The organism is Azospirillum argentinense (genome assembly GCF_000632475.1).
GTDB lineage: Bacteria > Pseudomonadota > Alphaproteobacteria > Azospirillales > Azospirillaceae > Azospirillum > Azospirillum baldaniorum.
Genome location: NZ_CP007796.1, coordinates 504870 through 529442, shown reverse-complemented (window position 1 = coordinate 529442; position 24573 = coordinate 504870). Strand labels below are relative to the sequence as shown.

Sequence of the window (24573 nt, the reverse complement as noted above, 5' to 3'; positions counted from 1 at the left end):
AGTCTGTGGCCGAACCAGGTCCGGATATCAACCGTCTGCGTGCAGCCGGTCGGACCTTTGCGATGACAGTCTCTCAAAGCGCGAGTTGCAGGCGGTCATCCTCGTCCGTCTCCGCTTCGGCGGGGACGGCGCAGCACAGCAGCACCTCGTCGGCGGCGACCGCCGCGCTCGGCTCCTTGACGTAGGTGACGGCGCCCTTGAGCAGCTTGGTGCGGCAGGTCCCGCAGGTGCCCTCGCGGCAACTGAAGGCGGGATCGAGGCCGCGCGCTTCGGCCAGTTCGAGCAGCGTGCCGGAGCCGGGTGTCCAGCGCGCCTCCTTGAGCGTGTTCATGAAGGCGACCGGCACCGGCTTGGTCGAGGGCGGCCGGCGCGCCGGTGCGGCGGCCACTGTCTCCGCTCCCGTCCGCTTCAGGGACGACGGTCCGAACGCTTCGGCGTGAATCCGGTCGTCGGCGATGTTGAGGCCGCGCAAGCCGTCGTAGAGCGCCTGGGTGAGAGCGGGCGGCCCGCAGATGTAGAAGTCGTAATCGTTGAAGCCGAGGATGCGCGTCAGCAGCGTCATGTCGATTCGGCCCACCGCGTCGTAATCGGCGCCCGGCACGGCCTCGCCGGGATCGCTGAGGACGCGGACGAGCCGGACGGTGCCGTTCGCCGCAGTGACGAGGTCGGCGATTTCCCGGTCGAAGGGGCGCTCCGCCTTGGAGCGCGCCGCGTGGACCAGGATCGTCGGGCGGATGCGCTGCGTGCGCAGACCCTCATAGACCACGTGTCGCAGCATGGCGAGCAGCGGCGTGATGCCGACGCCGCCGGCCAGCAGCACCGCCGGCCGCGTCGCGCGGGCGTCGATGGTGAAGCCGCCGGCCGGCCCGCGCGCCTCGATGACGTCGCCGACCCGGACGTGGTCGTGCAGATGCCGCGACACCAGGCCCTCGCGCTTGACGCTGATGCGGTAGATCCCGTCCGACGGGGCGACGGACAGCGTGTAGGTCCGGACGACCGGCGTGTCGGCGCCCGCCGGGGTGACGCGGATGGGCAGATGCTGGCCGGCCAGATGCGGCAACAGCCCCGCGCCGTCGGTCGGCCGCAGATGGAAGGAGCGGATGGAGGCGCTTTCCTCCATGATGTCCGTCACCGTCATCGGCCGCCAGCGCGTCGCCGTTTCCTCCGCGCGCAGCCGGTCGGCGGCTTGGCCCCAGTCGCCCGTCATCAGGGAGCTGGGGGACCAGCCGTCTGCCCGCAGCGTCCAGCGCAGGGCCAGGGCGCCGCGTCGCCGGACGATCTTGCGCGCCTTGAACGTCCACAGCCGCTCGGCCCCCTGGAAGGCGGCGATCTCCGGCGAGTCCAGGATCAAAGCGGCGTCGCCGGTCATCTGCAGCAGTTCACCGCTGGCGAAATCGACGAAGAGCAAACCCGCCTTTCCGTTGAGCAGGATGTTGCCGAGCGTGGCGAAGAAGAGGTTCCCGTCGAAGTCGGGAATGGTGAGCGTGCCGTCCCCAGCCACGCGGACGAATCCGGCCTTGCCGCCGCGATGCGACACGTCGACCTGACGATGGTCGCCACGGTCGGCGTAGGAGGCGACGAAGAAGGCGTCTGCCGCTTCGATCACCGCCCGCGCCGCCGGATCGAGGGCCGTCAGCTTCTCGACGGCGCCGGCGAAGGGCTGGGCGGGGTCGCGGGCCAGCGTGGCGTCGCGCAGCTGGATGTAGCGGGGGCAATTGCCGAAACTCTGGTCGACCGCGACGCGGAAGCCCTCGGGCGTTGCCGTGACGACGCCGTTCATGCGGTTGCGCCGCCGTGTGTTCATCTCGATGCCGAGGAGGCCGACCGGCGTCCCGTCGGTCAGGCCGGCCGCTGCGGGATCGCCGGTGCTTGGGCGCGCGGCGATGTCGAGAAGGGTCGGCGACGGCGAGGACAGGAAGCCGGGCCGGCCTTCCAGCACGGTCGCCCAGGCGTCGCCGTCCGGGTCGGCGCTGCCGATCAAAAGGAAGGGGAGCTGGGCGTAGAAGTCGCGGTGCTGGTCGGGCATGAAGTCGCGGATGACCCTCTGCCCCACCATCGCCATCCGCTCGGCGACGTCGGCGCCAACCTTCTTCTGCAGGAACGTCTCGCCCTCATGCCAGATCGGCAGCGTCTTCGCGGTCTCGCCCATATTCCGTCTCCTCGGTACCCGTCTCCCCGGTGAAAGAAGCGCGCGCGCCGGATCGCGCGCCCAGGCAGCGCGTCACGCGGCGGTGAGCCCCGCCGGCGTCTGGGCGAAGGGGACGAAGTCCGGCAGCGCCTCGACCCGGCGGAGGAAGGCGTTGACGGCCGGATAGCCCGACAGATCGACGTTGCCTTCCGGGGCGCGGGCGACGTAGCTGTAGATGGCGACGTCGGCGATCGTCGGCTGGACGCCGACCAGCCAGTCGCGGCCGGACAGATGGCTGTCGAGCCGCTTCAGCAGGGTGTGGGCGCGGCCGATGACCTCGTCGGGGTTGAAGCCGGCGCCGAACACCGTGACCAGCCGCGCCGCCGCCGGGCCGTAGGCGACCTCGCCGGCCGCGACCGACAGCCAGCGCTGGACGGCCGCCGCGTTCCGGGCGTCCTCGGGCAGCCAGTCGCTGCGGCCGGCCTTCTTCGCCAGATAGACCAGGATGGCGTTCGAGTCTGAGACGACCACGCCGTCGTCCTCCAGCACGGGGACCTGACCGAACGGGTTCAGCGCCAGGAATTCGGGGGTCTTGTGCGCCCCCGCCTTCAGGTCGACCTCGACCAGCTCGTGCGGCAGTCCGAGCAGGGAGACGAACAGGCGGGCGCGGTGCGCGTGGCCCGACAGCGGGTGATGATAGAGCTTCATGACTGACTCCTGCAGTGCTGGCCGGGACCATCCCGATCCGCACACCGAGAGTGCGCCCGTCAGCAGATCACGAGAATGACCCGGTTTGGCAGTTCATCATTACAGCCATTGCAATAATGCTGGGTGGGAAGGGGCGTTTGGGGGGAGTGCGTTCGGCGTTCCCTCTCCCCCTGGGGAGAGGGTTAGGGTGAGGGGGTTGTGCGTGTCGGTACGCTCGGCAAAAGCGCAACCCCCTCACCGGCCCTTCGGGCCACCCTCTCCCCAGAGGGGAGAGGGTTATGAGAAAGCCAATTGCAACAGTTCCGTTTGATCGCTCAGACCGGCTTGACCTTCGGCCGCTTCCACGGCATTATGATGCATCATACATCGGATGGTCGGCAACGGCGGGAAGGGCGAAGGATGAGCGGGTTCGATCTCACCCTTCTCGAACACGACAATCTCGGCGGCACGATTTACCAGAAATTGTGCGAGGCCCTGATGAAGGGCGCCTTCAAGCCGAACGACCGCCTCAAGATTCGCGATCTGGCCGACCGGCTGGGGACGAGCGTCACGCCGGTGCGCGACGCCATCCTGCGGCTGGTGCAGGATCAGGCCCTGGTGCTGCGCTCGCCGCGCGACATCCGGGTTCCGATGCTGACCCGGGCCACGTATCTGGAGATCCGCGACATCCGCGTCAATCTGGAGGGGCTGGCCGCCGCGCGGGCCGCCGTACAGGCCACGCCCGCCCAGATCGCGGCTTTGGACGGCCTGCTCAAGCGCAACGAGGAGGCAATGGCCGCCGGCAACACCGCGCTGGCCACCGAACTCAACCAGATCTTCCATTTCACGGTGTCCGAGATCGCGGACATGCCGGTGCTCGGCGACATTCTGCGGCGGCTCTGGCTGCAGATGGGGCCGTTGATCGCCGACGTCTACGGCGGCGCCGGGCGCACGATGATCGACCATCACTACCCGCTGATGGACGCCATCCGCAGCCACGACGGCCCCGCCGCCGCCCGCGCCATCCAGGCCGACATCCTGCTGGCCAGCGGCCCGATCCTGGAGAGGATCGACGGCGTGCATCCCGAGGCGCTCGCCGTCTGATTCCCCGGCGATCCCATCCGCTTCCTCAGCCGATCCACCCGCCATTATGATGCATCAAACATTGACCGCTTCGCACCACAAGGAGACACCGGCGATGACACCGGCCCCGACCCAGGGTGACGTTCTGACCACCGCCGCGCCGGCAATCTCCACGGAGGAGGCCGGCGCCATCCTGCAACGGTGGTTCGGCGTGGCCGGCACCGTCCGCGAACTGAGCAGCGAGCGCGACCGCAACTTCCACATCGCCACGCCCGAGGGTCAGGGCTATGTGTTGAAGTTCACCAACCCGGCGGAGCCGCAACCCGTCACAAGCTTCCAGACCGGGGCCATGCAGCATGTGGCCGACCGCGACCCGACCTTGCCGGTGCCGCGGGTCGTGCCGACGCTGGACGGGGAGGCCCAGGCGATCGTCCACATCGACGGCAACGCCATGGTGCTGCGGCTGCTCACCTATCTCGAAGGAACGCCGCTCCACGCCGCACCGTCCTCGCCGGGGCTGATGCGGGCGTTGGGAACGACGCTGGCCCGGCTGGATCGGGCGCTGGCCGACTACGAGCATCCCGGCTCGGAGCGTGACCTGCTGTGGGACATCACCCGCACCGCCAGCGTCGCCGACCGGCTGCACTATGTGGCGGACGACCGGCGCCGCGGGATGGTCGAGCGCTTCGTCGCCCGCTTCGCCGACGAGATCGCCCCCCGGCTGCCCGCCCTGCGCCATCAGGTGATCCACAACGACCTCAACCCACACAACGCGGTGGTCGATCCGGTCGGGCACGAGACGATCACCGGGATCATCGACTTCGGCGACGCGCTGCGGGCGCCGCTGGCCAACGATCTGGCGACGGCGCTCGCCTACCACGTCACCAGCGGCGAGACGCCCTTCGGCTCCGTGGTCGAGATGACCCGCGCCTACAACGCCGTGCTGCCGCTGACGGCGGACGAGGTGGACCTACTGCCTGATCTGGTGGCGGGCCGCCTCGCCCTGACCATTGGCATCACCGGCTGGCGGGCGGCCGAGTACCCCGCCAACGCCGCCTACATCCTGCGCAACGCCGAACGCGCCTTCGCCGGCCTGGACCGGCTGACCGGCGACGAGGCCGCCACCGCGCGCCGCCTGCTCCATCTCGCCTGCCAGAAAGTGTGAACCGCCATGACCATGATCAACGCCTACGCGCCCGACTCCGCCGGGTCCCTGCCGGAGCGCGAGCGCGCCCTGATCGCCCGCCGCGAGAAGCTGCTCGGCCCGGCCTACCGGCTGTTCTACGCCGACCCGATCCATGTCGTGCGCGGGGAGGGCTCGTCCCTCTATGACGCCGAGGGCAACCGCTATCTGGACGCCTACAACAACGTCGCCTCGGTCGGGCATTCGCGGCCGGAGGTGGTGGAGGCAATGGCCCGGCAGGCGGCCGTGCTGAACACCCACACGCGCTACCTGACCGACGGCATCCTCGACTTCGCCGAAGCCTTCCTGGCGGAGTTCCCGGCGGAGCTGTCGCACCTGATGCTGACCTGCACCGGCAGCGAGGCCAACGATCTGGCCCTGCGCGTCGCCCGCGTCCACACCGGCGGCACCGGCGTCGTCATCGCGCACAACGCCTACCACGGCGTGACCTCGGCGCTGGCCGAGATGTCGCCCTCGCTGGGTGCCGCGGTGAAGCTGGGCGACCATGTCCGCGTGGTGCCGGCGCCCGACGGCTACCGCATGCCGGAGGCCGAGGTCGGCGCCGCCTTCGCCCGCTCCGTGGAGGTGGCCATCGCCGACCTGCGGGAAAAGGGGATTGCCCCGGCGGCGCTGCTGGTCGACACCATCTTCTCCAGCAGCGGCGTCTTCACCGACCCGGCCGGCTTCCTCGCCCCGGCGGTCGAGGTGATGCGCAAGGCCGGCGGCATCTTCATCGCCGACGAGGTGCAGCCGGGCTTCGGGCGGCTCGGCACGCACATGTGGGGCTTCGCGCGCCACGGGCTGGTGCCCGACATCGTGACGGTCGGCAAGCCGATGGGCAACGGCCACCCGGTGGCCGGCGCGGTGTTCCGGCCGGAGGTGATCGAGGCGTTCGGCAAGAGCCAGCGCTATTTCAACACCTTCGGCGGCAACCCGGTGTCCTGCGCGGTGGCGCTGGCGGTGCTTCGCGTGATCAAGGCGGACCGCCTGCAGGAGAACGCCCTGAGGGTCGGCACCGAGATGATCGACGGCCTGCGCGCGCTTGCCGCCAAGCACGAGCTGATCGGCGACGTGCGCGGCAGCGGGCTGTTCATCGGCGTCGAGATGGTGCGCGACCGCAAGCTGAAGACCCCGGCGTCGGAGGAGACCACCCGCGTGGTGAACGGGATGCGCCAGCGCCGGGTGTTGATCAGCGCGACCGGACAGGAGGGGCACATCCTGAAGATCCGCCCGCCGCTGGTCTTCTCGTCCGAGGACGCCAAGCTGTTCCTCGCCACGCTGGACGACGTGCTGACGGCGCTTTAAGCCGCGCCGCCCCGCTGAGCCCCTTCAGCCGAGCGGTGTCCGCCCGGTAAGGGGCCTCGGCTTCCTCCCTCGGGCGGACGTCGCCCGAACAGGCGAAGCTCCGCCCGCCGGCCTTGCCGTCACCAGTCGGTGGGGCAGGAGCGGCAGTCGGTCATCAGCGCGTCCTGGAAGATGGCGAAGCGGATCTTCGCGCCTTCCAAGTTGGCCTGCGACAGGTTGGTCAGGGACAGCTTGGCCTCCTGAAGGTTGGCGCCCTCCAGGTTGGCGCCGGTGAGGTCGGCCTTGTCGGCGCGCAGCGCCTCCAGATTGGCGGCGGTCAGGTCGGCCTGCCGCAGGTCGGCGCCGTTGGCGCGGGCGAATTCCAGGTTGGCGCCGCGCAGGCGGGCGCCGGACAGGCGCGTGCCCTGAAGGAAGGCGGTGCGCAGATCGGCGCCGTCGAGGATCGCCCCGCTGAGGTCGGCCCCGCGCAGGTCGGCGTGGCGCAGGTCGGCCCGCATCAGGTTGGCGCCGCGCAGGTCGGCGCCGGCCAGCGACAGGCCGCGCAGGTTGCGGTGGCGCAGGTCGATGCCGGGGCAGACCGCCTTGGCCGTCAGGACGCAGCCGGCGACCTCGGTGACGCGCTCCTCCTCGCCGCCGCCGAGGCTGGCGGTTTCGACCTCGGCCGCCAGCGGGGCGGTGAGCGGGCCGGACAGGGACAGCAGGGCGCACAGGGCGAAGGCGGGCCGGAAGAGGCGGTTCATGGGGGAGAACTCCCATCGCTGCGATGCATGGAGACCGGGGCGGGGAAACGGGCTATCCGTTCCCCGCCCCGGCGGTGGTCACTTGGCGCTGGAGACCTTCACGTCGGCCAGCTTGAACACCCAGAAGGAGCCGCCCTGGGTCACGCGGGTGGTCAGGTCGGCGAGATCGCCGCCCCACAGCGGCACGGCGCCGCCGTAGCCGGTGGTGATGCCGACATACTGCACCCCGTCCAGCTCCCAGGTGACCGGGGAGGAGATGATGCCGGAGCCGGTCTGGAACTTCCAAAGCTCCGCCCCGGACTTGGCGTCGAACGCCTTGACGTAGCCGTCGCCGGTCCCGGTGAAGACCAGCCCGCCGGCGGTCGCCAGCGTGCCGGACCACAGCGGCAGCTCCTCCTTGTGCTCCCAGGCGACCTTGCCGGTCGTCGGGTCGATGGCGCGCAGGATACCGACATGGTCCTCGAACATCTTGTGGATGCGGAAGCCCATGCCGAGATAGGCGGAGCCGGGGTTGTAGCCGACATGCTCCGTCCAGTAGTCCTCCTTCCAGTGGTTGGCGGCGATGTAGAACAGGCCGGTGTCCTCGCTGTAGGACATCGGGTTCCAGTTCTTGCCGCCGAGGAAGGGCGGGGAGACCTCGACCGCCTTGCCGCGCTTCTCGCCCTCGGCGGGGGGCGGCGGGCGCTGGCCCTCCACCTCGATGGGGCGGCCGGTCTTCAGGTCGATGCCCTTGGCCCAGGTGATGCCGTCCACGAAGGGGAAGGCCGCCAATACGCTGTTCGGCTTGTTCGCCTCGCCGCCCGCCGTCGCCAGCTTCGTCCGGTCGGTGACGTAGAAGAAGCCGTTGCGGTCGGCGTGGGCGGTCGCCTTCACCGTCTTGCCCGACGCGTCCTTGTAGTCGAACAGCACCAGCTCGTTGTTGCCGGAGAAGTCCCAGGTGTCGTTGGGGGTGTGCTGGTAGAAGCCCTTCAGCTCCCCCGTGGTCGGATCGACGTAGGCCTGGCCGGAGGTGTAGAGGCTGTCGCCGGGCCAGCGCGCCCAGCCGTTCCACGGCGCCGGGTTGCCGGTGCCGATGACGATGGTGTTGGTCTCCACGTCGAAGGTGGCGCTCTGCCAGGGCGCTCCGCCGCCGTGGTTCCACGCCTCGACGAGCTGCCCGTCCTTGTCGCGCGGCCAGGACGGCGCCTTGGCGTTGCCGGTCGGGGTGCTGTCCTTGCCGTCGAGCCGGCCCATGTGCCCCTCGACCAGCGGGCGCATCCAGATTTCCTCGCCGGTGTCGGGGTCGCGGGCGAACAGCCGGCCGACCACGCCGAACTCGTCGCCCGACGAGCCGTGGATCAGCAGCATGCGCCCGGTCTTCTGGTCCTTCACGACGGTCGGCGCGCCGGTCATGGTGTAGCCGACCTTGTGGTCGGCGAACTTCTTGCGCCAGACGACCTTGCCGGTGTCCTTGTTCAGCGCGACGATGGAGGCGTCGAGCGTGCCGAAGAACACCTTGTCGCCGTAGATCGCCGCCCCGCGGTTGACCACGTCGCAGCAGGGCCGGATGTCGTCGGGCAGGCGGTGGGCGTAGGTCCACAGCCGCTTGCCGGTGCGCGCGTCCAGGGCGAACATCCGCGAGTAGGAGGCGGTGACGTAGATCACCCCGTCATGGACCAGCGCCTGCGTCTCCTGCCCGCGCTGCTTCTCGTCGCCGAAGGAGAAGGACCATGCGGGGACCAGCCGCGACACGCTGGTGGTGTCGATTTGCTTCAGCGGGCTGAAGCGCTTGCCCTCCACCCCCATGCCGTACATCAGCACGTCGCCGGCCGACTTGGCGTCGTTGGCGATGTCGTCCCAGGTGACATTGGCGGCCTGAGCGCTTCCCCAGGCCGCCGGAGCGGCGGAGGCAAGGAATCCAGCCACCACCGCGGTGATGATTCGGCGCCGAACCCGTCCGGCTTTCGTTCCCGGCTTGGTGTGCAAGGATAAAGTCATGCGTTTCCCCCATGAAAGGCCGTTTTTACCGGGGCGGATCGTCCGCCCGATCCGCCCCGGCTCCGGCACCGCGTCTTGCGCCCCCAATGTTCGTCTTGGCGGTTCTTCGGTTCCATTGGACGATACGGGGACGAAATTCTTGCAACGCGCGTATGACGGCGTCCCGGAGGGGGCGGGAAAAAATCCCGGTGCCGCGGCAAAAGGCCCGTCCGCCCGCCGCCTCTTGGTCGAAGGACGCATAGCGCGGAGACCGGTTGCTTGGTTAACATTCCGCCGATGGTCCTATGGGGCGTGTCGGAAGGATCAGACGGCGATGTCGTTGCGAATGCGCATGCTGGCCCTGATCGGGCTGTTCCTGGCGCTGCTGGCGGTGGCCGGCGCGGCTGTGATGATCGCCAACGCGCGCGACGCCGTCCGCGCGGAAATGGCCTCCGCCCTCGATCTCGGCATCGCCATCGGGCGGGCGGAGGCCGGGCGGGGGGCCATTCCCGATGCCGTCGTGACGCTCGACCGTCTGGGCCTGCGCCACCTGCGCTTCATCGCGGGCAAGGCGCCGCCCGACTCCTTGGGCGAGGGGGATGACGGCCATGGGGCCGTTCCCGGCTGGTTCGCGGCGCTGGTCGGCGTGGCGCCGCAGGCCCATGCGCTGACCGGAAGCGATGGGCGCGTCCTGCTGACCGTGGTCGCCGAACCGCAGGACGAGGTGGCCGAGGTCTGGGAGGACATGCGGGATCTCGCCCTGGCGATGCTGGTGGCGGGTCTGCTGCTGCTGGGCGCCGCCTGGATGGCGGTGGGCGGGGCGCTCGCCCCGCTCGCCCGCATCGAGGCGGCGGTGCGGCGGCTGCGCGAAGGCGTTTACGAACCCGGACCGCGGGGCGGCCTTGCTGGAGGCGGCGTGCCGGAGCTGGTCCGGCTGGGCACCGGCATCGCCGCCCTGGCCGAGGAGCTGGCCGCGGCCGGTCGGGAGAACCGCCGGCTCGGCCAGAGGCTGATCGAGGCGCAGGACCGCGAGCGCCGGGACATCGCCCGCGAAATCCACGACGAGCTGGGGGCGGCGCTGTTCGCCATCAAGGTGGACGCCGGGCGCATCCTGCGCCTGAGCGAGGAGCCGAAGCCGGAGGCGACCATCAGCGAGCGGGTGGAGATCGCCGGACGCGCCCGCGCCGTGCTGTCCATGGCCGCGGACGTGCACCGGTTGAGCCGGCGCATTCTGGTCCGCCTGCGCCCGGCCCTGCTCGACCAGTTGCCGCTGGGCGAGGCGCTGTCCGGGCTGATCGACGAGTGGGCGCGGCGGGAACCGGAGGTGCGCTGGTCGCTGGACATGGCCGAGGACGGCACGCCGGACGGCATCGACGGACTGGACGAGGTGCTGCGCCTGACGGTCTTCCGGCTGGCGCAGGAATCGCTGGTCAACGCCCTCCGCCACGCCCGGCCGACCAACGTGTCGGTGACGGTGCGGCGTCTTCCCGACCGGGTGGAGGTTCTGGTGACCGACGATGGGCCGGGGTTCGGGCCGGGGTTCAGGGAAGGGCCGGGCGCGGCGGAGCAGGGTGGATTGGGCATCGCCGGAATGGCGGAGCGGGTGAGGGCGCTGGGCGGCACGCTGCGCATCGGATCGGACGGCGGGCAGGGCACCCGCGTGGCCGCCTGCCTTCCCTGTGTCCCGGCCGGGCTGGAAGGCGTGGCATGACCCCGACCATCCTCCTGGTGGACGATCATCCGGTGGTGCGCGCCGGTTGCCAGAGCCTGCTCGCCGAAGCCGGGCTCGGCCGCGTCGTCGAGGCCGCCGACGTGGCGGCGGCGCTGGCGCTGTGGCGTTCGGAACGGCCGGACGTGGTCATCCTCGACCTCAACCTTCCGGGTGGCATCGGCGGGAGGGACGGCGGCGGGATGGAGGTGCTGCGCGTGATGCGGGCTGAAAACCCGGCGGTGCCGGTTCTGATCTTCAGCATGCACGAGGACCCGGCCATCGCCGCGCGGGCGCTGAAGGCCGGCGCCAAGGGCTACGTCACCAAGAACGACGCGCCGGAGACGCTGGTGACGGCGGTGCGCTGCGTGCTGGCGGGGCGGGTCCATCTCGACCACGCGCTGGCGCGCGAACTGGCGCTGATGGCGCTGGCCCCGACCGACGACCCGCTGGCGGTGCTGACCCAGCGCGAGCGGGAAATCCTGGCGCTGGTGGGGCGTGGCCTGACCGCGGCGGCCGTCGCCGAGGCGCTGGGCATCAGCCAGAAGACCGTCGCCAACGCCTGCACCCAGATCAAGGACAAGCTGGGGGCCGACAGCACGCGCGCCCTGATCCGCTTCGCCATCGATCACGGACTGGCGGCCTGAGACGGACGCTGTCCCGCCGCCCGAAAGGAAAAAGGCGGGACAGCTGACGGAGCCCCCTTGTCCAGCCTCAGGCAGGCTCTCCGATGGTCAGCGCGATGGTGCCGACTTGAGCAATCGAGCCTTCGATCCGGTTGCCGGGCTTGACCGGGCCGACGCCCTCCGGGGTGCCCGTGTAGATCAGGTCGCCCGGTTGCAGGTGGTAGAGGGTGGACAGGTGGGCGATCAGCTCTGGGATCGACCAGATCAACAGAGTCAGGTCGGAGGACTGCTTCGTCTCGCCATCGACCCGCAATTCGAGCGTGCCGCTCGTCGGGTGGCCACACTCCGCCACCGGGACGATCTCCGACAGCACGGCCGAGTCTTCGAAATCCTTGCCGATGTCCCAGGGCCGCTGCTTGGCGCGGGCGGCGAGCTGCAGGTCGCGCCGGGTCATGTCGAGGCCGCAGGCATAGCCGTAGACCACCTCCAGCGCCTGTTCCCGCGCGACGCGGAAGGCCGGCTTCCCGATGGCGACGACCAGCTCCATCTCGTAATGGTAGTTCTCGGTGGCCGGCGGGTAGGCGATGGCCGCCCCGCTCGGGACGTAGGTGCCGGGGGATTTGGTGAAGTAGAAGGGCGCCTCGCGGTCGACCGGCACGCCCATCTCGCGGGCATGGGCCTCGTAATTCCGGCCGACGCAGAAGATGCGGTTGATCGGGAAGCGGGCATCGGTGCCGCGGACCGGGGCGGCGGGAAGCGGCGCCGGATCGATGACATAGCGGGTCAAGTCGGTTCGTCCTTGGATGGGGTTCAAGTTACTCGGCATCGGGCTGGCGGCCGGGCTCCGCGGCCTGGAAGGCGGGCAGGGCGCGCGCCGCCGCGGCGATGCGGCGGATGGTGGGATAGGCGTCGAGCGGGCAGTTCATCCGCTCCGCGTTGAAGACCTGCGGGACCAGGCAGACGTCGGCCAGCGTCGGCTCGTCGCCGAAGCAGAAGGCGCCGGGCTGCGGGCTGGCCGCCAGCATCGCCTCCAACCCGCGGAAGCCCTCCGCCACCCAATGGGCGTACCAGGCGTTGCGCGCCTGTTCGTCCAGGCCGAGATCGTCGCGCAGGTGGTTCAGGATGCGCAGGTTGTTGACCGGGTGGATGTCGCAGGCGATGGCCAGCGCCACCGACCGCACCCAGGCGCGGCCGAACGGGTCGCGCGGCAGCAGGGCCGGGGTGGGATGGGTCTCATCCAGATAGTCGATGATGGCGAGCGACTGGGTCAGCGCCCGGCCGTCCTCGACCAGCGCCGGCACCAGCCCCATCGGATTGACGGCGAGATAGCCGGGCGAGCGTTGCTCCTTCCGGCGCAGGTGGATGAAGTGCTGCTCCGCCTTCAGTCCCTTCAGGTTGAGCGCGATGCGCAGCCGGTAGGCCGCGGACGACCGGAAATAGCCGTAGACCTCCATCGGCATGCTCCTCAGTCCTTCACCCGGTTGCCGCGGTCTTCGCGCCACAGGCCGAGCTTCTGTTGGGCGATGCGGTCGGAATAGCTGAAGATCACCGCATCCTCGTCGGCGTGATGGCTCACCCATTTCCAGCTCGGCACGACGAACACATCCTTGGGCCCCCAGGTGAAGGGCTGCCCGTCGATCGTCGTGGTGCCGCGGCCCTCGACCACCGCGAAGATGGTGGCGTCTGTGCTCCGGTAGGCGCTGGTTGCGAAGTCCTTGGGCAGGAGCTGCATGAAGGCCGACATGGTCGGCATCGGCGAGCCGCCGTCCACCGGATTGACGAACCGCATCTTCAGCCCGTGGCACGGGTCCCAGTCCTGCTGGCGGCGCATCGTCTCCAGCGCCTCGCGGGTGCGGTCATAAGGATAATTGAAGATGGGAGAGGAGGGTTGCGTTGCCTCGTAATCCACCGGCAGCATGTTGGCGCCGAATTGCGCCATCGAGTGGCCGACCGGGCGGGTCACCGGCCGCTCGTCCTCCGGCGAGGATTCCGCGAAGGAGGCGTCGTAGAAGGACACGGTCGGGATGTCGAGCCCGTCGAGCCAGATCATCGGCTCGTCGCTGTGGTTGCCGTGATCGTGCCAGGCGCGCGGCGGGGTGATGACGAAATCGCCGACCTGCATGATGGTGCGCTCGCCGTCCACCGAGGTGTGGGCCCCGGCGCCGTCCAGCACGAAGCGCACCGCCGACTGGCTGTGGCGGTGGGCCGGCGCCACCTCGCCCGGCAGCACCAGCTGAAGCCCGGCATAGAGCGAGGTGGTGATGCGGTTTTGGCCGGGCATGCCGGGATTCTCCAGCATCAGCACGCGGCGCTCCGCCTCCTTGGCGGTGATGAGGAAGCCCGCTTCCAGCAGCAGCTCCTTCATCTCGGCGAAGTGCCACAGATGGGGCACGCAGGCGCTGCGCGGCTCGCGGGTGATGATGGCGCCCATCACCGACCACAGCGGGTTCAGGTTGCGTTTGCTGATCTTGTCGTAATAGGCCTGCCGCTCGGGCGTGTCGGCGGGCGGTCCGGAGATGGACATGTCCTCTGTTCCTTTCTGTCAGATGGCATCGCCGAGGCCGGTCACGCCATAGAGCCACGCGACGCGGTCGTAATGCTGCTCGCGGCTCGAATTGCCGAGAACGGCGTTGCGCAGCGCCGCCTGGCCGCCCGCCGGGTGGTAGACGTACTCGCCCATCAGGCGGGAATTGAGCTGGACCCGGCCGGTGCGGGCGAAGCGGTCGCGGTTGTAGGCGGCGAAGGCGGCGTCCAGCTTGCCGTCCGTCTCCGCCATGTGGTGCGACAGGTTGACCGCGTCCTCCAGCGCCATGCAGGCGCCCTGCGCCAGATATTGCAGCATCGGGTGGGCGGCGTCGCCCAGCAGAACGACACGGCCGTCCACCCAGTCGGGCGTCGGATCGCGGTCGCACAGCACCCAGAGCTTCCAGTTCTCGCCGCGCTCGATGATCTGTTTGGGCCGGTCGGCGATGTGGGCGAAGCCCTCGTACACCACCTCCTTGGTCACCGGCACGCCGGCCACCGCCTCGGCGGCGTCGTTGTGGCAGGTGACGACGAGGTTGAAGACCTTGCCGCCTTTCAGCGGGTAATGGACGATGTGGCATTTCGGGCCGGCCCACAGCGTCGCCGCGTTCCAGCGCAGATCTTCCGGCATCTGCTCGGTCGGGATGACCGAACGGAAGGTGGTGTGTCCCGACACGCGCGGCTGGGCGTCGCCGACCACCTGCGCCCGCACCTTGGAGCGCAGCCCGTCGGCGCCGACCAGCGCCGAGCCGGTCAGCCGCCCGCCGTCGCCGAGCGTCACGGTGACCGACTCACCGTCCTGTTCGTAGCGCTCCACTGACGAACGGGTGCGCAGCTCGATCAGGTCGCTGTTCCGGCAGGCGTCGAGCAGCACCATGTGCAGGTCGGCGCGATGGACGACGGCGTAGGGATTCTTGAAGCGCCGGCGGAACGGCTCGTCGAGCGGGATGGCGGCGATGCGCTCGTCGCGGACGGCGTCCATCAGCACCAGATGGTCGATGTAGACGGCCTTGGCCCGTGCGGCGTCGCCGACGCCGAGCCAGTCGAAGGCGTGGAAGGCGTTCGGGCCGATCTGGATGCCGGCGCCGATCTCCCCCAGCGCGGGGGCCTGTTCGAGCACGATCGAGCGGAAGCCCTTGCGGGCCAGCCCCAGCGCGGCGGCCAAACCGCCGATGCCGCCTCCGGCGATCAGGATGGGACGGTCAGGCATGTGTGTGTTCCTCTGCGTGATCTCTGGTCTTTCACAGCGTGGCGAGCAGCCCGCCGTCCACGGGGATGACCTGTCCGTTGATGAAGCCGCTGGCCGGGCCGGCGAGGAAGACCGCCACCCCGGCGATGTCGTCGGGCGTTCCCCAGCGGCGGGCCGGCACATCGCTCTCGATGTAGCTCTGGAAAGCCGCGTTCTCCTGCATCGCCACGGTGAAGCCGGTGGCGACGAAGCCGGGGGCGATGGCGTTGCAGGCGATGCCGAGCGGCCCGTATTCCACCGCCAGCGCCCGCGTCATGGCGGCCAGCCCGCCCTTGGCGGTGGCGTAGGGGCCGATCGTGCCGCGCGCGCCGAAGGCCGCGACCGACGACATCAGCACGATGCGCCCGCCGCGCCGCTCCACCATCGACGGCAGCACCGCCTGGCAGAGGTTGAAGGCGCCGTCGACATGGGTCTGCCACAGCGACGCCCATTCCTCCGGCCGGTAGTCCAGGAACGGCTTGCGGATCTGGTTGCCGGCGTTGCTGAACAGGCTGTCGACGCGGCCCCAGCGGTCGAGCACCGCGGCGACGCCGGCCCGCACCGCCGCCGGGTCGGTGACGCTGAAGGGCACGGCCATCGCCTCCAGCCCGTCATCGCGCAGGCTCGCGGCGGCCTGCTCCGCGCGGTCCGCGTCGAGGTCGTTGACGGCGACGCGGGCACCGGCCTGCGCGGCGGCGCGGGCGGCGGCGAAGCCGATGCCGCTGGCCCCGCCGGTGACGAGGAAGACGGAGCCGCCGAGCCCGAAGCGGCTTTCCAGAAAGGCCTGAGCGGACATGCGCCGGCTCCTGTCGGTGGAGAGGGGAGGGAAGGAGGGATCAGAGCTTCTGCAGCTTGCAGGCGCCCGACGGGGCCGGGGTCGCCTGCTCGGCCGGGAAGGACATCGTCACCACCGGGCGCAGCTTGCCGTCTGTCTCGGCGACATGGCCGAAATAGTTGGGCAGGATCAGCTGGTTGTCCTCGGGCCGGAAGGCGACCCGGCCGAGGATGGTGTCGAAGCTGCCGCCGCTCATCGCCCGGGCGATGTCGATCGGCTTGACGCTCTTGGCCTTCTCGACCGCCTGGAAGATGACCTGCATGCCGAGATAGGTCTCGCCCTCGAAGTTGGAGGGCTGGTCGCCGTTGTAGTGCTTGGCCCAGGCGGCGACGAAGCTCTTGTTCTCTGGCGTGTCGAGGGTCGCGCTGTAGTTGATGATGCCGTGGATGCCCTTGGCGGTTTCGCCCATCGCCTGCACCGTGTTGTCGGTGACGAAGCTGACCCCGGCGGTGAAGACGCTGTCGAGCAGGCCGAACTGGCGGGCCTGGGTGGCGAAGCTGACGGCGTCGCGCCCGGCCAGCGCCACCCACAGCCCTTCGGCGCCCGACGCCTTGATCTGCTGGATGTAGGCGGCGTAATCGGTGGCGCCGAGCGGCGGGTAGAGTTCGGCGACCACCGATTTGCCGTTGGCGGTGGCGGCCTCCTTGAAGCCGGCGCCGGAACCGCGGCCCCAGGCGCCGTCCATGCCGATGATCGCCCATTTCTGTTCCTTGCGGCCGGCAAGCCAGGGATTGACCACCGCCGCGTCCTGCGCGTCCTGGTGGTTGACCCGGAAGGCGCGGCGGACACAGGAATCGCCGGTGATCTTGTCGCTCTTGGTCACGGTGGCGACATAGAGCGCGTCCCAGCGGTCGAGCATCGGCGCGATGGCCAGTGCCTCGCCGGACGCGATGACCCCGGTCAGCACCTTGTAGCCTTCCAGCGCCAGCCGTTCGGACTGCTTGCGGGCAAGGTCGGGCTTGGCCTCGGTGTCGAGGATCTTGGCCTCGACCTTGTGGCCGGCGACGCCGCCCCGGGCGTTGGCCTCGGCGATGGCGAACTCGACGGCACGCTTGGCCTGGTTGCCGAGGTCGGCGTAGGTGCCGGACATGGCGGTCGGCACGCCGATCTTCAGCATGTCCTGGGCATATGCGGTGCCGGAAAGGGCGGTGCCGGAAAGGGCGAGGGCGAGCATGCTGGCGGCGCCGAGGGCGCGAAGCTTGAGGCTGTTCGTCCTGGTCACTGTTTCCTCCATGGTTTTGTTTTTTCTTCCGTCTCCCGCTTCGGGAGAGGGCATTCAAACCGCGATGTGCTTCTTCAGGCTTTCCTTGGTCAGGCCGGCCATGGCGCCCTGTTCCGCCACCTCGCCCTTGGACAGCACGTAGTAGCGTTCGGCCACCCGGCGGACGAGGCTGTAGTTCTGCTCGATGATCAGCAGGCCCGTGCCGCCGTCGGCGACGTGGCGCAGGTTGTCGGCCAGCTCGTCGACGATCACTGGGGCCAGCCCCTCGCTCGGTTCGTCGAGCACCAGCAGATGCGGGTTGGCCATCAGGGCGCGGCCGATCGCCAGCATCTGCTGCTGCCCGCCCGACAGCGCCGTCCCCGGCGTGTCGGCCCGCTCCTTAAGGATCGGGAACATTGCGAAGACCCGCTCGACGGTCCAGGCGCCCTTGCGGCGGACGGCGGCGCCCAGGATCAGGTTCTCGCGAACCGTCAGGTTGGGGATGATGCAGCGTCCCTGCGGCACGACCGAGATGCCGGCGCGCGCGGCCATGAAGTGGCGGATGTCTCCCACCGCCTTGCCGGCCAGCCGGATTTCCCCCTGCATGCGCCGGGCGATGCCGAGGAAGGCGTTGACGATGGTCGTCTTGCCGACCCCGTTGCGGCCCAGCACGGCGACCCGCTCGCCGGCGTCGATGCGCAAATCCAGGTCGTGCAGGATGCGGGCGCCGCCATAGCCGGCGACGACGTTGCTGAACGCCAGAAGTTCGCTCATGCCGCACTCCCGAGATAGGCGGTGACGACCTCGGGCGAGCGCCGGATCTCATCCGGCGTGCCTTCGGCCAGGACGCGGCCCAGTTGCAGGACGGTGATGCGGTCGCAGATGGAGAAGACCACCTCCATGTCGTGCTCGACGATCAGGACGGTGACCTTCCAGCGCTGCGCCAGATCGCGCAGCAGGGTGGCGAGCCCCAGCGATTCCCGCATCGACAGCCCGGCCGCCGGCTCGTCGAGCAGCAGCACGCGCGGCCGTCCGATCAGCGCCAGCGCCAGGTCGAGCCGGCGCTGTTCGCCATAGGCGATGTCGCGCGCCCGCGCATCGCCCAGACCGGTCAGCCCCAGCTCGTCCATCACCTCGTGGACGTTGGGCTTCTCGGCCTGCCGGGCGGCGATGTCGAGCTGCTCGCGCACCGACAGCTCGGGGAAGATGTTGGTCTTCTGGAAGGAGCGGGCCATGCCGTGGCGGCGGCGCTCCTGCACGCCCATCGCGCCGATGTCGCGGCCGTCCATCCTCACCTGTCCGGACCAGACGGCGGCCCGGCCGGACAGCACGTCGATCAGCGTCGACTTGCCGGCCCCGTTCGGGCCGATCAGGCCGCGGATTTCGCCGTGGGGAACCGCGATGTCCACCTTGTTCACCGCGAAGAAACCGCCATAGGGACGGGTCAGGGCCGTTCCCTCGATGGCGTAGGCGCCGTTCATCGATCCATTCATCGGCCCGCTCATGCCCGTCCTCCCGTCCTGCGCAGGCGCCCGGCCAGTTCCGCCAGGGTGCCGGCGATGCCGGCCGGCATCAGCACGGTGACGACGATCACGGTGACGCCGATCATCGCCGGCCAATGCTCAGTCAGGTTCCCGGCCAGATCCTTGAGGAAGAAGAAGATCACCGCGCCCAGCGCCGGCCCCCACAGCAGCCGCGAGCCGCCGATGACCGCCATGATCAACGCCGAGCCGGACAGGCTCCAGTGCAGCACCTCGGGCGAGACGAAGCCGTTGTAGAGCGCGAAGAGAAGCCCGGCCAGCGCCGCCACGAAGGCGGAAATGGCATAGGTCGCGGCGCGCGGCAGCACCGTGCGATAGCCGATGAAGCGGGCGCGCTCCTCGTTCTCGCGGATCGCCTCGGTCAGCCGGCCGAAGGGGCTGCGCACGGTGACGTAGAGGCCGAAGATCACCAGCGCCAGCAGGCTCCAGCACAGGACGAACATCGTCTCGGGCTGCTGCACGGCGGAGATCGGCAGGCCGAACAGGGTGTCGGGCAACGGGATGGCGAAGCCGTCGTCGCCGTTGGTCAGACCTTGCGCCTTCATCGAGAATTCGTGGAAGGCCTGCCCCACCGCCAGAGTCAGCATCGAGAAGGCGACGCCGGGAACCCGCACGATCACCAGCCCGAGCAGGAAGGCCGTCAGCGTCGGCACGGCGAGCGCCAGCACCAGCGCCAGTTCCGCCGGCAGCACCTCGTGGCGCAGCAGCAGGCCGAAGCAGTAGGCCGACACCCCGTACCAGGCGGCGTGGCCGAAGCTGACGACGCCGTTCTGGCGGATCAGGAAACCGACGCCGACCGCCAGCATCCCGCCGATCACCGCCTGGGTCAGCAGCGTCAGCACGAGCACCGAGGCGACCACGCCCGGAAGGCCGAAGCCGGCGGCCAGCGCCACGGCGAGCAGCAGCCAGGACCGATGCGACAGGCGGGGGGCGACCACGCGGGCGCCGGTGAGGTTCATGGTTGCGCGGCTCATACGTGGCTCCCTGCGAATCCGGTCGGCCGCCACACCAGGACCGCGACCATCAGGAGGAAGGGCACCATCGTCGCCGCCCAGGGGACGTAGATGATGCCGAGATTGTGGATCTGGCCGATGGCGAGCGCTGCGATCAGCGCGCCGGAGAAGCTGCCGAGCCCGCCGACCACCACGACGATGAAGGACTCGATCAGGATCGACCCGCCCATCGACGGCGACAGCGCCAGCAGCGGGGCGGCGATGGTGCCCGACAGCCCGGCCAGCCCGGTGCCGACGGCGACGACCAGCGCGCTGACCCGGTCGGTGTTCACCCCCTGCACCGCCGTCGTCACCGGATCGATGCTGGAGGCGCGGACGAACAGGCCGACGCGGCTGAAGCGCAGCCACAGGGCGAGCCCGACGCCGACCGCCGCCGCGACGGCGATCACCATCAGCCGGTAGGCCGGGAAGGGCTGGCCCAGGATGTCGACGCTGCCCGCCAGCATCTCCGGCAGCGGCAGGGTGTGGGTGTCCTTGCCCCAGACGGAGTGGGCGAGATCCTCCAGGATCAGCAGCAGCCCGAAGGTGACCAGCACCGTGGCGATCGGGTCCTGGCGGCGCAGCGGCCGGAACACCGACACGTCGAGCAGGACGCCGGCCACCGCCAACACCACGGCGGCGCCCAGGACGCCCGCCCAGAAGCCGGCGACGGTGGCGATGCTGAAGCCGACATAGGCGCCGATCATGAACAGGCTGCCATGGGCGAAGTTCACCACCCGCCGCAGCCCGAAGATCAGCACCAGCCCGACCGACACGATGAAGAGCAGGCCCCCGTAGACGAGGCCGTTGAGAACTTGGATCAGCAATGCGTTCGCCATCTTGGGGAACCCCTCCGATGCCGGTCAGCGCAGATAGGCGCCGCCGTTGATGTCGAGCACGACCCCGCTGAGGAAGGAGGCGGCGGGCGAACAGAGGAAGGCGATCGGCCAAGCGATCTCGTCCGCCGAGGCCACGCGCGGCACCAGCTGCGCCGCCACCGCCGGGGAGGGCTGGCCGGCGATCATCGCCGTCGCCGTGGCGCTGGGGGCGACCGCGTTGACGCCGACGTCGGGCGCCGCGCGGCGGGCCAGCCAGCGGGTGAAGGCGTGGACGCCGCCCTTGGAGACGACGTAATGCGCGCCCGTGGTCGACATGGTGCCGCCGGTCCAGCCGGCGACCGATCCGACCAGCACGATCCGCGCGCCGCCGCGCGTCCGCATGCCGGGCAGGAAGGCGCGGGCGAACTGCATCGGGGCCAGCAGATTGACGTGGATGATCTCGTGGAAGGAGTCCTCCCACTCCAGCGAGTCCCAATCGTCGAAGGCGATGGCTCCGGCGTTCAGCACCAGCCCGTCGACGCCGCCGACGGCGTCGGCCAGCGCGTCGATGGCGGCACGGTCGCGGACGTCGCAGACATGGGCGGTGGCTCCGGCACCGACCGGCGCCAGCTCCTCCGCCAGGGCCGAGCAGTCGCGGATGTCGGTCAGCACCAGTTCGGCGCCCAGCCGTGCGCAGGCCCTTGCCGTGGCCGAGCCGATGCCGCCGGCCGCCCCGGTGATGAGCACGCGCTTGCCCTTCAACGCGAAGGGCGTCGAACCGCATGGAAACGTCATGGCGTCCCTTTCCCTCTGTTTTCTCGCGGAGCTTCGCGCAAGGGGGCAGGGCAGGAGGCATCCGGCATCCGGCCTGTCGCCGCGCCTGTGGGCCTTGCCCGCCGGGGAATTCGTCGCCCCCGGCCGTGCCTTGGCTGTCCGCTTGTTTTCTGAAAGACCGCTTCTTCTGGAAGATCGCTTTTGAAAGACCGTCCGCTGGACGACCGCCGATTCCTTCGGCGATGCACCGGCCGACGCGTCTCGCGGGCCAATTCATAAGTATGCTGTCAGAAAGCTAACTGTCAGTATGTATACTGTCAATCAGTTTTTCCGAAGATCGGAACCGCGGATTGTCAATGCGACGGATCGAAGCCGGGGGGTTTAGGATCGCGCCATTCCCCACACAAGGCAGGAGGCCTCCATGCACCGCGCGTTCAGCCATGACGCCGCGTCGATCGGCATCGTCGGGGCGGGCACCATCGGAAGCAGTTGGGCCGCGCTTTTCCTCGCCACCGGACGGCAAGTGACGGTGGTCGATTCCGACCCGCAGGCGATGGCCCGTCTGCGACCCGCCATCGAGGCGGTGGCCGGCGATCTGGTGGCGCTCGGCGTCGGCGATCCGCGCGCCCATTGGGACCGGCTGACCGCGGCCGGCGGCGACTGGAGTTCGCTGGCCGGCGTCGATCTGGTCCAGGAGAACGGGCCGGAATCCCTGGCCGCCAAGCGCGCGATCCACGCCGCCGTCGAGGCGGTGGTGCGGCCCGAGACCCTGATCGCGTCGAGCACCTCCGGCCTGATGCCGAGCGATTTGCAGGACGGGGCCCGCCATCCCGACCGGATCCTGATCGGCCATCCCTTCAACCCGCCGCACTTGCTGCCGCTGGTCGAGCTGGTGCCGGGCCGGCAGACGGCGCCCGAGGCGGTGGTGGCGGCGGAAGCGGTCTATCGCGCCGTCGGCAAGGTGCCGGTGGTGCTGCGCCGGGAAATCGCCGGCCATCTGGCGACCCGCCTCGTGGCGGCGCTGTGGCGCGAGGCGGTCTATCTGGTGGAGCAGGGGGTCTGCGATCTCGACGACATCGACCGCGCCATCGCCGCCGGGCCGGGACCGCGCTGGGCGGTGCTGGGGCAGGGGCTGTCCTATCATCTGGGGGGCGGGGCCGGCGGATTGGCCCGCTTCCTGGAGGTGTTCGACGCGCCGATCCGCTCCTGGTGGGACGATCTCGGCACCCCGGCATTCGATGACGACAGCAAGCGGGCGCTGGTCGCCGGGGCCGAGGCGCTGGAGGCGTCGGTGGGCGGGCGCGACGCGCTGATCCGCCAGCGCAACGAGGCGCTGCTTGCCGTGTTGCGCGCGCCGGGTCCGCTCTCGGCCCGGCTTCCGGGCGGAGAGCGGGCACCGGACTGATACCCGCTCTGCGGTGATGCGCTACGGGACAGGTGTGGGCGGCGTCAGCGCGCCGCCGCCCGCTCCTCCCGACCGGCCATGGCTTTGCCGGCGGCATCGCTCTTGCCCGCCGCGTGCATGGCCACCCGGTAGGCGAAGACCAGAGCCGGACCGAGTGTCGTCCCCGGACCGGGATAGGTGCCGGCCATGATCGAGGCCATGTCGTTGCCGCAGGCGTACAGCCCCTGGATCGGGTCGCCGGACTCGCCGAGCACCTGACCGTCGGCATCCGTCGCCAGCCCGGCGCTGCAGGCGATCTCCGCCGGCCAGACCGCGACGGCGACGAAGGGAGCCGCCTCGATCGGCTTGAGGCACGGGTTCGGCTTGTTCTCCGGATCGCCGTTGAAGCGGTTCAGCTCGCTGTCGCCCTTGCCGAAATCGAGGTCGCTGCCGGTCCGCGCGAAGCCGTTGTGCCGGCGCACGCTGTCCGCCAGCCCGGCCGGATCGACGCCGATCTTGCGAGCGAGTTCCTCCAGCGTCGGGGCGGTGGTCAGATAGCCGCTCTTCTCGTGCGGCGCCAGATTTCGGGTGCCGGGATGCACCACACCGAGACCGTACTTGGCGACGAAGGCGGAGTCGCAGATCAGCCAGGCCGGCATGGTCGGCACCAGCTTGTGCGAGTCGAACATCGCCTCGACGAAGTCGTGGTAGGACGCGCCCTCGTTCACGAAACGCCGGCCGGCGGCGTTCACCGCGATCAGGCCGGGCTTGGCGCGGTCCAGCGCCAGATGGGGGAACAGGCCCCTCCAGTTCCCCGCCCGGCGCGTCACCGACACCGGCGTCCAGAAGGCGCCGCCGCGGTGCTGGTCGCCGTCGATCCTCGCGCCGGCCGCCTGGGCCAGGGTCAGCCCGTCGCCGGTGTCGGTCTCGCAGGCCAGCGAATGGACCGGAACCGGCTGCGGCATGAAGGCTTGGCGGAACGCGCGGTTGTGGGCGAAGCCGCCGGTCGCCAGCACCACCCCCTTGCGCGTCCGCACCCGCAGCGTCCGGCCGCCGCTGTCCACCACGGCGCCGATCACGCGACCGTCTTGGCGGCCGTCCTGGCGGCCATCCTCCCGCACAAGCTCGCGGATGGCGGTGTCGAGCCGGATGGGCACCTTGCGCTTGCGCAGGCTGTAGAACAGGCGGGCCACCAGCGCGTTGCCCATGGTGATGCGCGTGCCGCGCGGATATTTCAGCCGGTCCGACAGGTAGCGCAGGAACAGCTTGGCCGAATAGGTGAAGTTGGCCGCCGATTTGAAGCGGCCGATCAGGCGGGGGATGTCGTCCTTGCCGACCATCATGCCGCCGAAGATCATGAACTCGCCGATGGGCGGCCGGACCAGCCGGAAATCCTCGCCGAGCAGGCGGCCGTCGAACGGCTTCGGGACGATCGCCCGTCCGGTCACCGCCGCCCCCGCCATGTTCTGCTGATAGTCCGGGTGGCGTCCGCAGGGCAGGAACTGGACGTCGGTGCGGGTGTCGTAATAGTCGATCGCCGCCGGTCCGGTCTCCAGATAGACGCTGCGCAGGTCGCGGCCCTTGGTGCCGCCGACCAGCCGGTCCATGTAGATCTCCGCCTGCTCCGGGCTGTCGTCGTAGCCGGCCCGCCGGCTCTGCGTGTTGCCGGGTATCCAGAGAGTCCCGGCGGAGGTGGAGGCGGTGCCGCCGATCTGTCCGGACTTCTCGCAGACCATCACCTCCAGCCCTTCCAGGGCGCCGACCAATGCGGCGGCCATGCCGCCCGGCCCGGCGCCGGCCACCAGAAGATCGACCTCGGCGTCCCACGCGGTAACTTGTGCCATTCCTTGTGTTCTCCGTT

The 24573-nt window shown here is 70.0% G+C and carries 22 protein-coding genes; 6 read left to right on the top strand and 16 right to left on the bottom strand.

The window, feature by feature from the left end; translation table 11 throughout:
• Positions 1–73: 73 nt before the first annotated feature.
• Together ABAZ39_RS28595 and ABAZ39_RS28590 are read right to left on the bottom strand one after the other, a co-directional pair.
• Positions 74–2149 carry a 2Fe-2S iron-sulfur cluster-binding protein gene (locus tag ABAZ39_RS28595; protein ID WP_040137631.1) on the bottom strand — a complete coding sequence of 692 codons (2076 nt, stop codon included), beginning with the start codon at positions 2147–2149 and terminating at the stop codon, positions 74–76.
• Positions 2150–2221: 72 nt separating this feature from the next.
• Positions 2222–2836 (bottom strand): glutathione S-transferase family protein, encoded by a 615-nt coding sequence (locus ABAZ39_RS28590; protein ID WP_040137630.1) that lies wholly within the window; start codon positions 2834–2836, stop codon positions 2222–2224.
• A 399-nt stretch (positions 2837–3235) separates the two neighbouring features.
• On the opposite strand from ABAZ39_RS28590, the gene ABAZ39_RS28585 reads away from it, so the two are divergent.
• The 3 genes from ABAZ39_RS28585 (at position 3236) to ABAZ39_RS28575 (ending at position 6386) form a co-directional block, all read left to right on the top strand.
• The gene (locus ABAZ39_RS28585; RefSeq protein ID WP_040137629.1) at positions 3236–3919 is read left to right on the top strand and encodes a GntR family transcriptional regulator; all 684 of its coding nucleotides are present in this window, start codon (positions 3236–3238) and stop codon (positions 3917–3919) included.
• A gap of 94 nt (positions 3920–4013) precedes the next feature.
• Positions 4014–5063 carry a phosphotransferase gene (locus tag ABAZ39_RS28580; protein WP_040137628.1) on the top strand — a complete coding sequence of 350 codons (1050 nt, stop codon included), beginning with the start codon at positions 4014–4016 and terminating at the stop codon, positions 5061–5063.
• A gap of 6 nt (positions 5064–5069) precedes the next feature.
• Entirely contained in the window at positions 5070–6386 is a 1317-nt protein-coding gene (locus ABAZ39_RS28575; protein ID WP_040137627.1) for an aspartate aminotransferase family protein, read from the top strand.
• Positions 6387–6505: 119 nt separating this feature from the next.
• On the opposite strand, the gene ABAZ39_RS28570 is transcribed toward ABAZ39_RS28575, so the two are convergent.
• Positions 6506–7126 carry a pentapeptide repeat-containing protein gene (locus ABAZ39_RS28570; protein WP_040137626.1) on the bottom strand — a complete coding sequence of 207 codons (621 nt, stop codon included), beginning with the start codon at positions 7124–7126 and terminating at the stop codon, positions 6506–6508.
• Between the two features lie 78 nt (positions 7127–7204).
• Complete coding sequence (locus tag ABAZ39_RS28565) at positions 7205–9103, bottom strand: methanol/ethanol family PQQ-dependent dehydrogenase (protein ID WP_040137625.1); 1899 nt, start codon at positions 9101–9103, stop codon at positions 7205–7207.
• Between the two features lie 313 nt (positions 9104–9416).
• On the opposite strand from ABAZ39_RS28565, the gene ABAZ39_RS28560 reads away from it, so the two are divergent.
• Together ABAZ39_RS28560 and ABAZ39_RS28555 are read left to right on the top strand one after the other, a co-directional pair.
• Positions 9417–10793 carry an ATP-binding protein gene (locus ABAZ39_RS28560; RefSeq protein WP_247881776.1) on the top strand — a complete coding sequence of 459 codons (1377 nt, stop codon included), beginning with the start codon at positions 9417–9419 and terminating at the stop codon, positions 10791–10793.
• Positions 10790–11437, top strand: a complete 648-nt coding sequence (locus tag ABAZ39_RS28555) for a response regulator (RefSeq protein ID WP_040137623.1) — start codon at positions 10790–10792, stop codon at positions 11435–11437. The genes ABAZ39_RS28560 and ABAZ39_RS28555 overlap by 4 nt, the downstream gene beginning before the upstream one ends.
• Before the next feature lie 67 nt (positions 11438–11504).
• Here the strand turns inward: ABAZ39_RS28555 and ABAZ39_RS28550 are convergent, their stop codons facing one another.
• Genes ABAZ39_RS28550 through ABAZ39_RS28500 form a run of 11 tightly spaced genes read right to left on the bottom strand, consistent with a single transcriptional unit; the run spans position 11505 to position 21349 of the window.
• A complete protein-coding gene (locus ABAZ39_RS28550; protein WP_040137622.1) occupies positions 11505–12203 on the bottom strand; it encodes a fumarylacetoacetate hydrolase family protein in 699 nt (232 codons plus the stop codon).
• 28 nt (positions 12204–12231) lie between these two features.
• Complete coding sequence (gene maiA, locus ABAZ39_RS28545; RefSeq protein WP_040137621.1) at positions 12232–12870, bottom strand: maleylacetoacetate isomerase; 639 nt, start codon at positions 12868–12870, stop codon at positions 12232–12234.
• Between the two features lie 11 nt (positions 12871–12881).
• A complete protein-coding gene (gene gtdA / locus ABAZ39_RS28540; protein WP_040137620.1) occupies positions 12882–13940 on the bottom strand; it encodes a gentisate 1,2-dioxygenase in 1059 nt (352 codons plus the stop codon).
• 18 nt (positions 13941–13958) lie between these two features.
• Positions 13959–15149, bottom strand: coding sequence for a 3-hydroxybenzoate 6-monooxygenase (locus tag ABAZ39_RS28535; RefSeq protein ID WP_040137619.1), 1191 nt, complete (start codon positions 15147–15149; stop codon positions 13959–13961).
• 31 nt (positions 15150–15180) lie between these two features.
• Positions 15181–15963: an SDR family NAD(P)-dependent oxidoreductase gene (locus ABAZ39_RS28530; protein WP_040137618.1), complete on the bottom strand. Its 783-nt coding sequence runs from the start codon at positions 15961–15963 to the stop codon at positions 15181–15183.
• 40 nt (positions 15964–16003) lie between these two features.
• The gene (locus tag ABAZ39_RS28525) at positions 16004–17224 is read right to left on the bottom strand and encodes an ABC transporter substrate-binding protein (protein ID WP_160174876.1); all 1221 of its coding nucleotides are present in this window, start codon (positions 17222–17224) and stop codon (positions 16004–16006) included.
• A 54-nt stretch (positions 17225–17278) separates the two neighbouring features.
• On the bottom strand, positions 17279–17977 hold the full coding sequence (locus tag ABAZ39_RS28520; protein WP_040137616.1) for an ABC transporter ATP-binding protein: 699 nt from the start codon (positions 17975–17977) through the stop codon (positions 17279–17281).
• Entirely contained in the window at positions 17974–18708 is a 735-nt protein-coding gene (locus tag ABAZ39_RS28515) for an ABC transporter ATP-binding protein (RefSeq protein WP_201042340.1), read from the bottom strand. Before ABAZ39_RS28515 ends, ABAZ39_RS28520 begins: the two co-directional genes overlap by 4 nt.
• A complete protein-coding gene (locus ABAZ39_RS28510) occupies positions 18705–19718 on the bottom strand; it encodes a branched-chain amino acid ABC transporter permease (protein WP_103039322.1) in 1014 nt (337 codons plus the stop codon). Before ABAZ39_RS28510 ends, ABAZ39_RS28515 begins: the two co-directional genes overlap by 4 nt.
• Entirely contained in the window at positions 19715–20575 is an 861-nt protein-coding gene (locus ABAZ39_RS28505; protein WP_035684231.1) for a branched-chain amino acid ABC transporter permease, read from the bottom strand. The genes ABAZ39_RS28510 and ABAZ39_RS28505 overlap by 4 nt, the downstream gene beginning before the upstream one ends.
• 24 nt (positions 20576–20599) lie before the next feature.
• A complete protein-coding gene (locus tag ABAZ39_RS28500) occupies positions 20600–21349 on the bottom strand; it encodes an SDR family NAD(P)-dependent oxidoreductase (RefSeq protein WP_040137615.1) in 750 nt (249 codons plus the stop codon).
• Positions 21350–21749: 400 nt separating this feature from the next.
• Here ABAZ39_RS28500 and ABAZ39_RS28495 point away from each other — a divergent pair, with 400 nt between their 5' ends.
• Positions 21750–22733 (top strand): 3-hydroxyacyl-CoA dehydrogenase family protein, encoded by a 984-nt coding sequence (locus ABAZ39_RS28495; protein ID WP_040137614.1) that lies wholly within the window; start codon positions 21750–21752, stop codon positions 22731–22733.
• Between the two features lie 44 nt (positions 22734–22777).
• Here ABAZ39_RS28495 and ABAZ39_RS28490 read toward each other — a convergent pair whose 3' ends face one another.
• A complete protein-coding gene (locus tag ABAZ39_RS28490; protein ID WP_051658674.1) occupies positions 22778–24556 on the bottom strand; it encodes an FAD-binding protein in 1779 nt (592 codons plus the stop codon).
• Positions 24557–24573 lie beyond the last annotated feature (17 nt).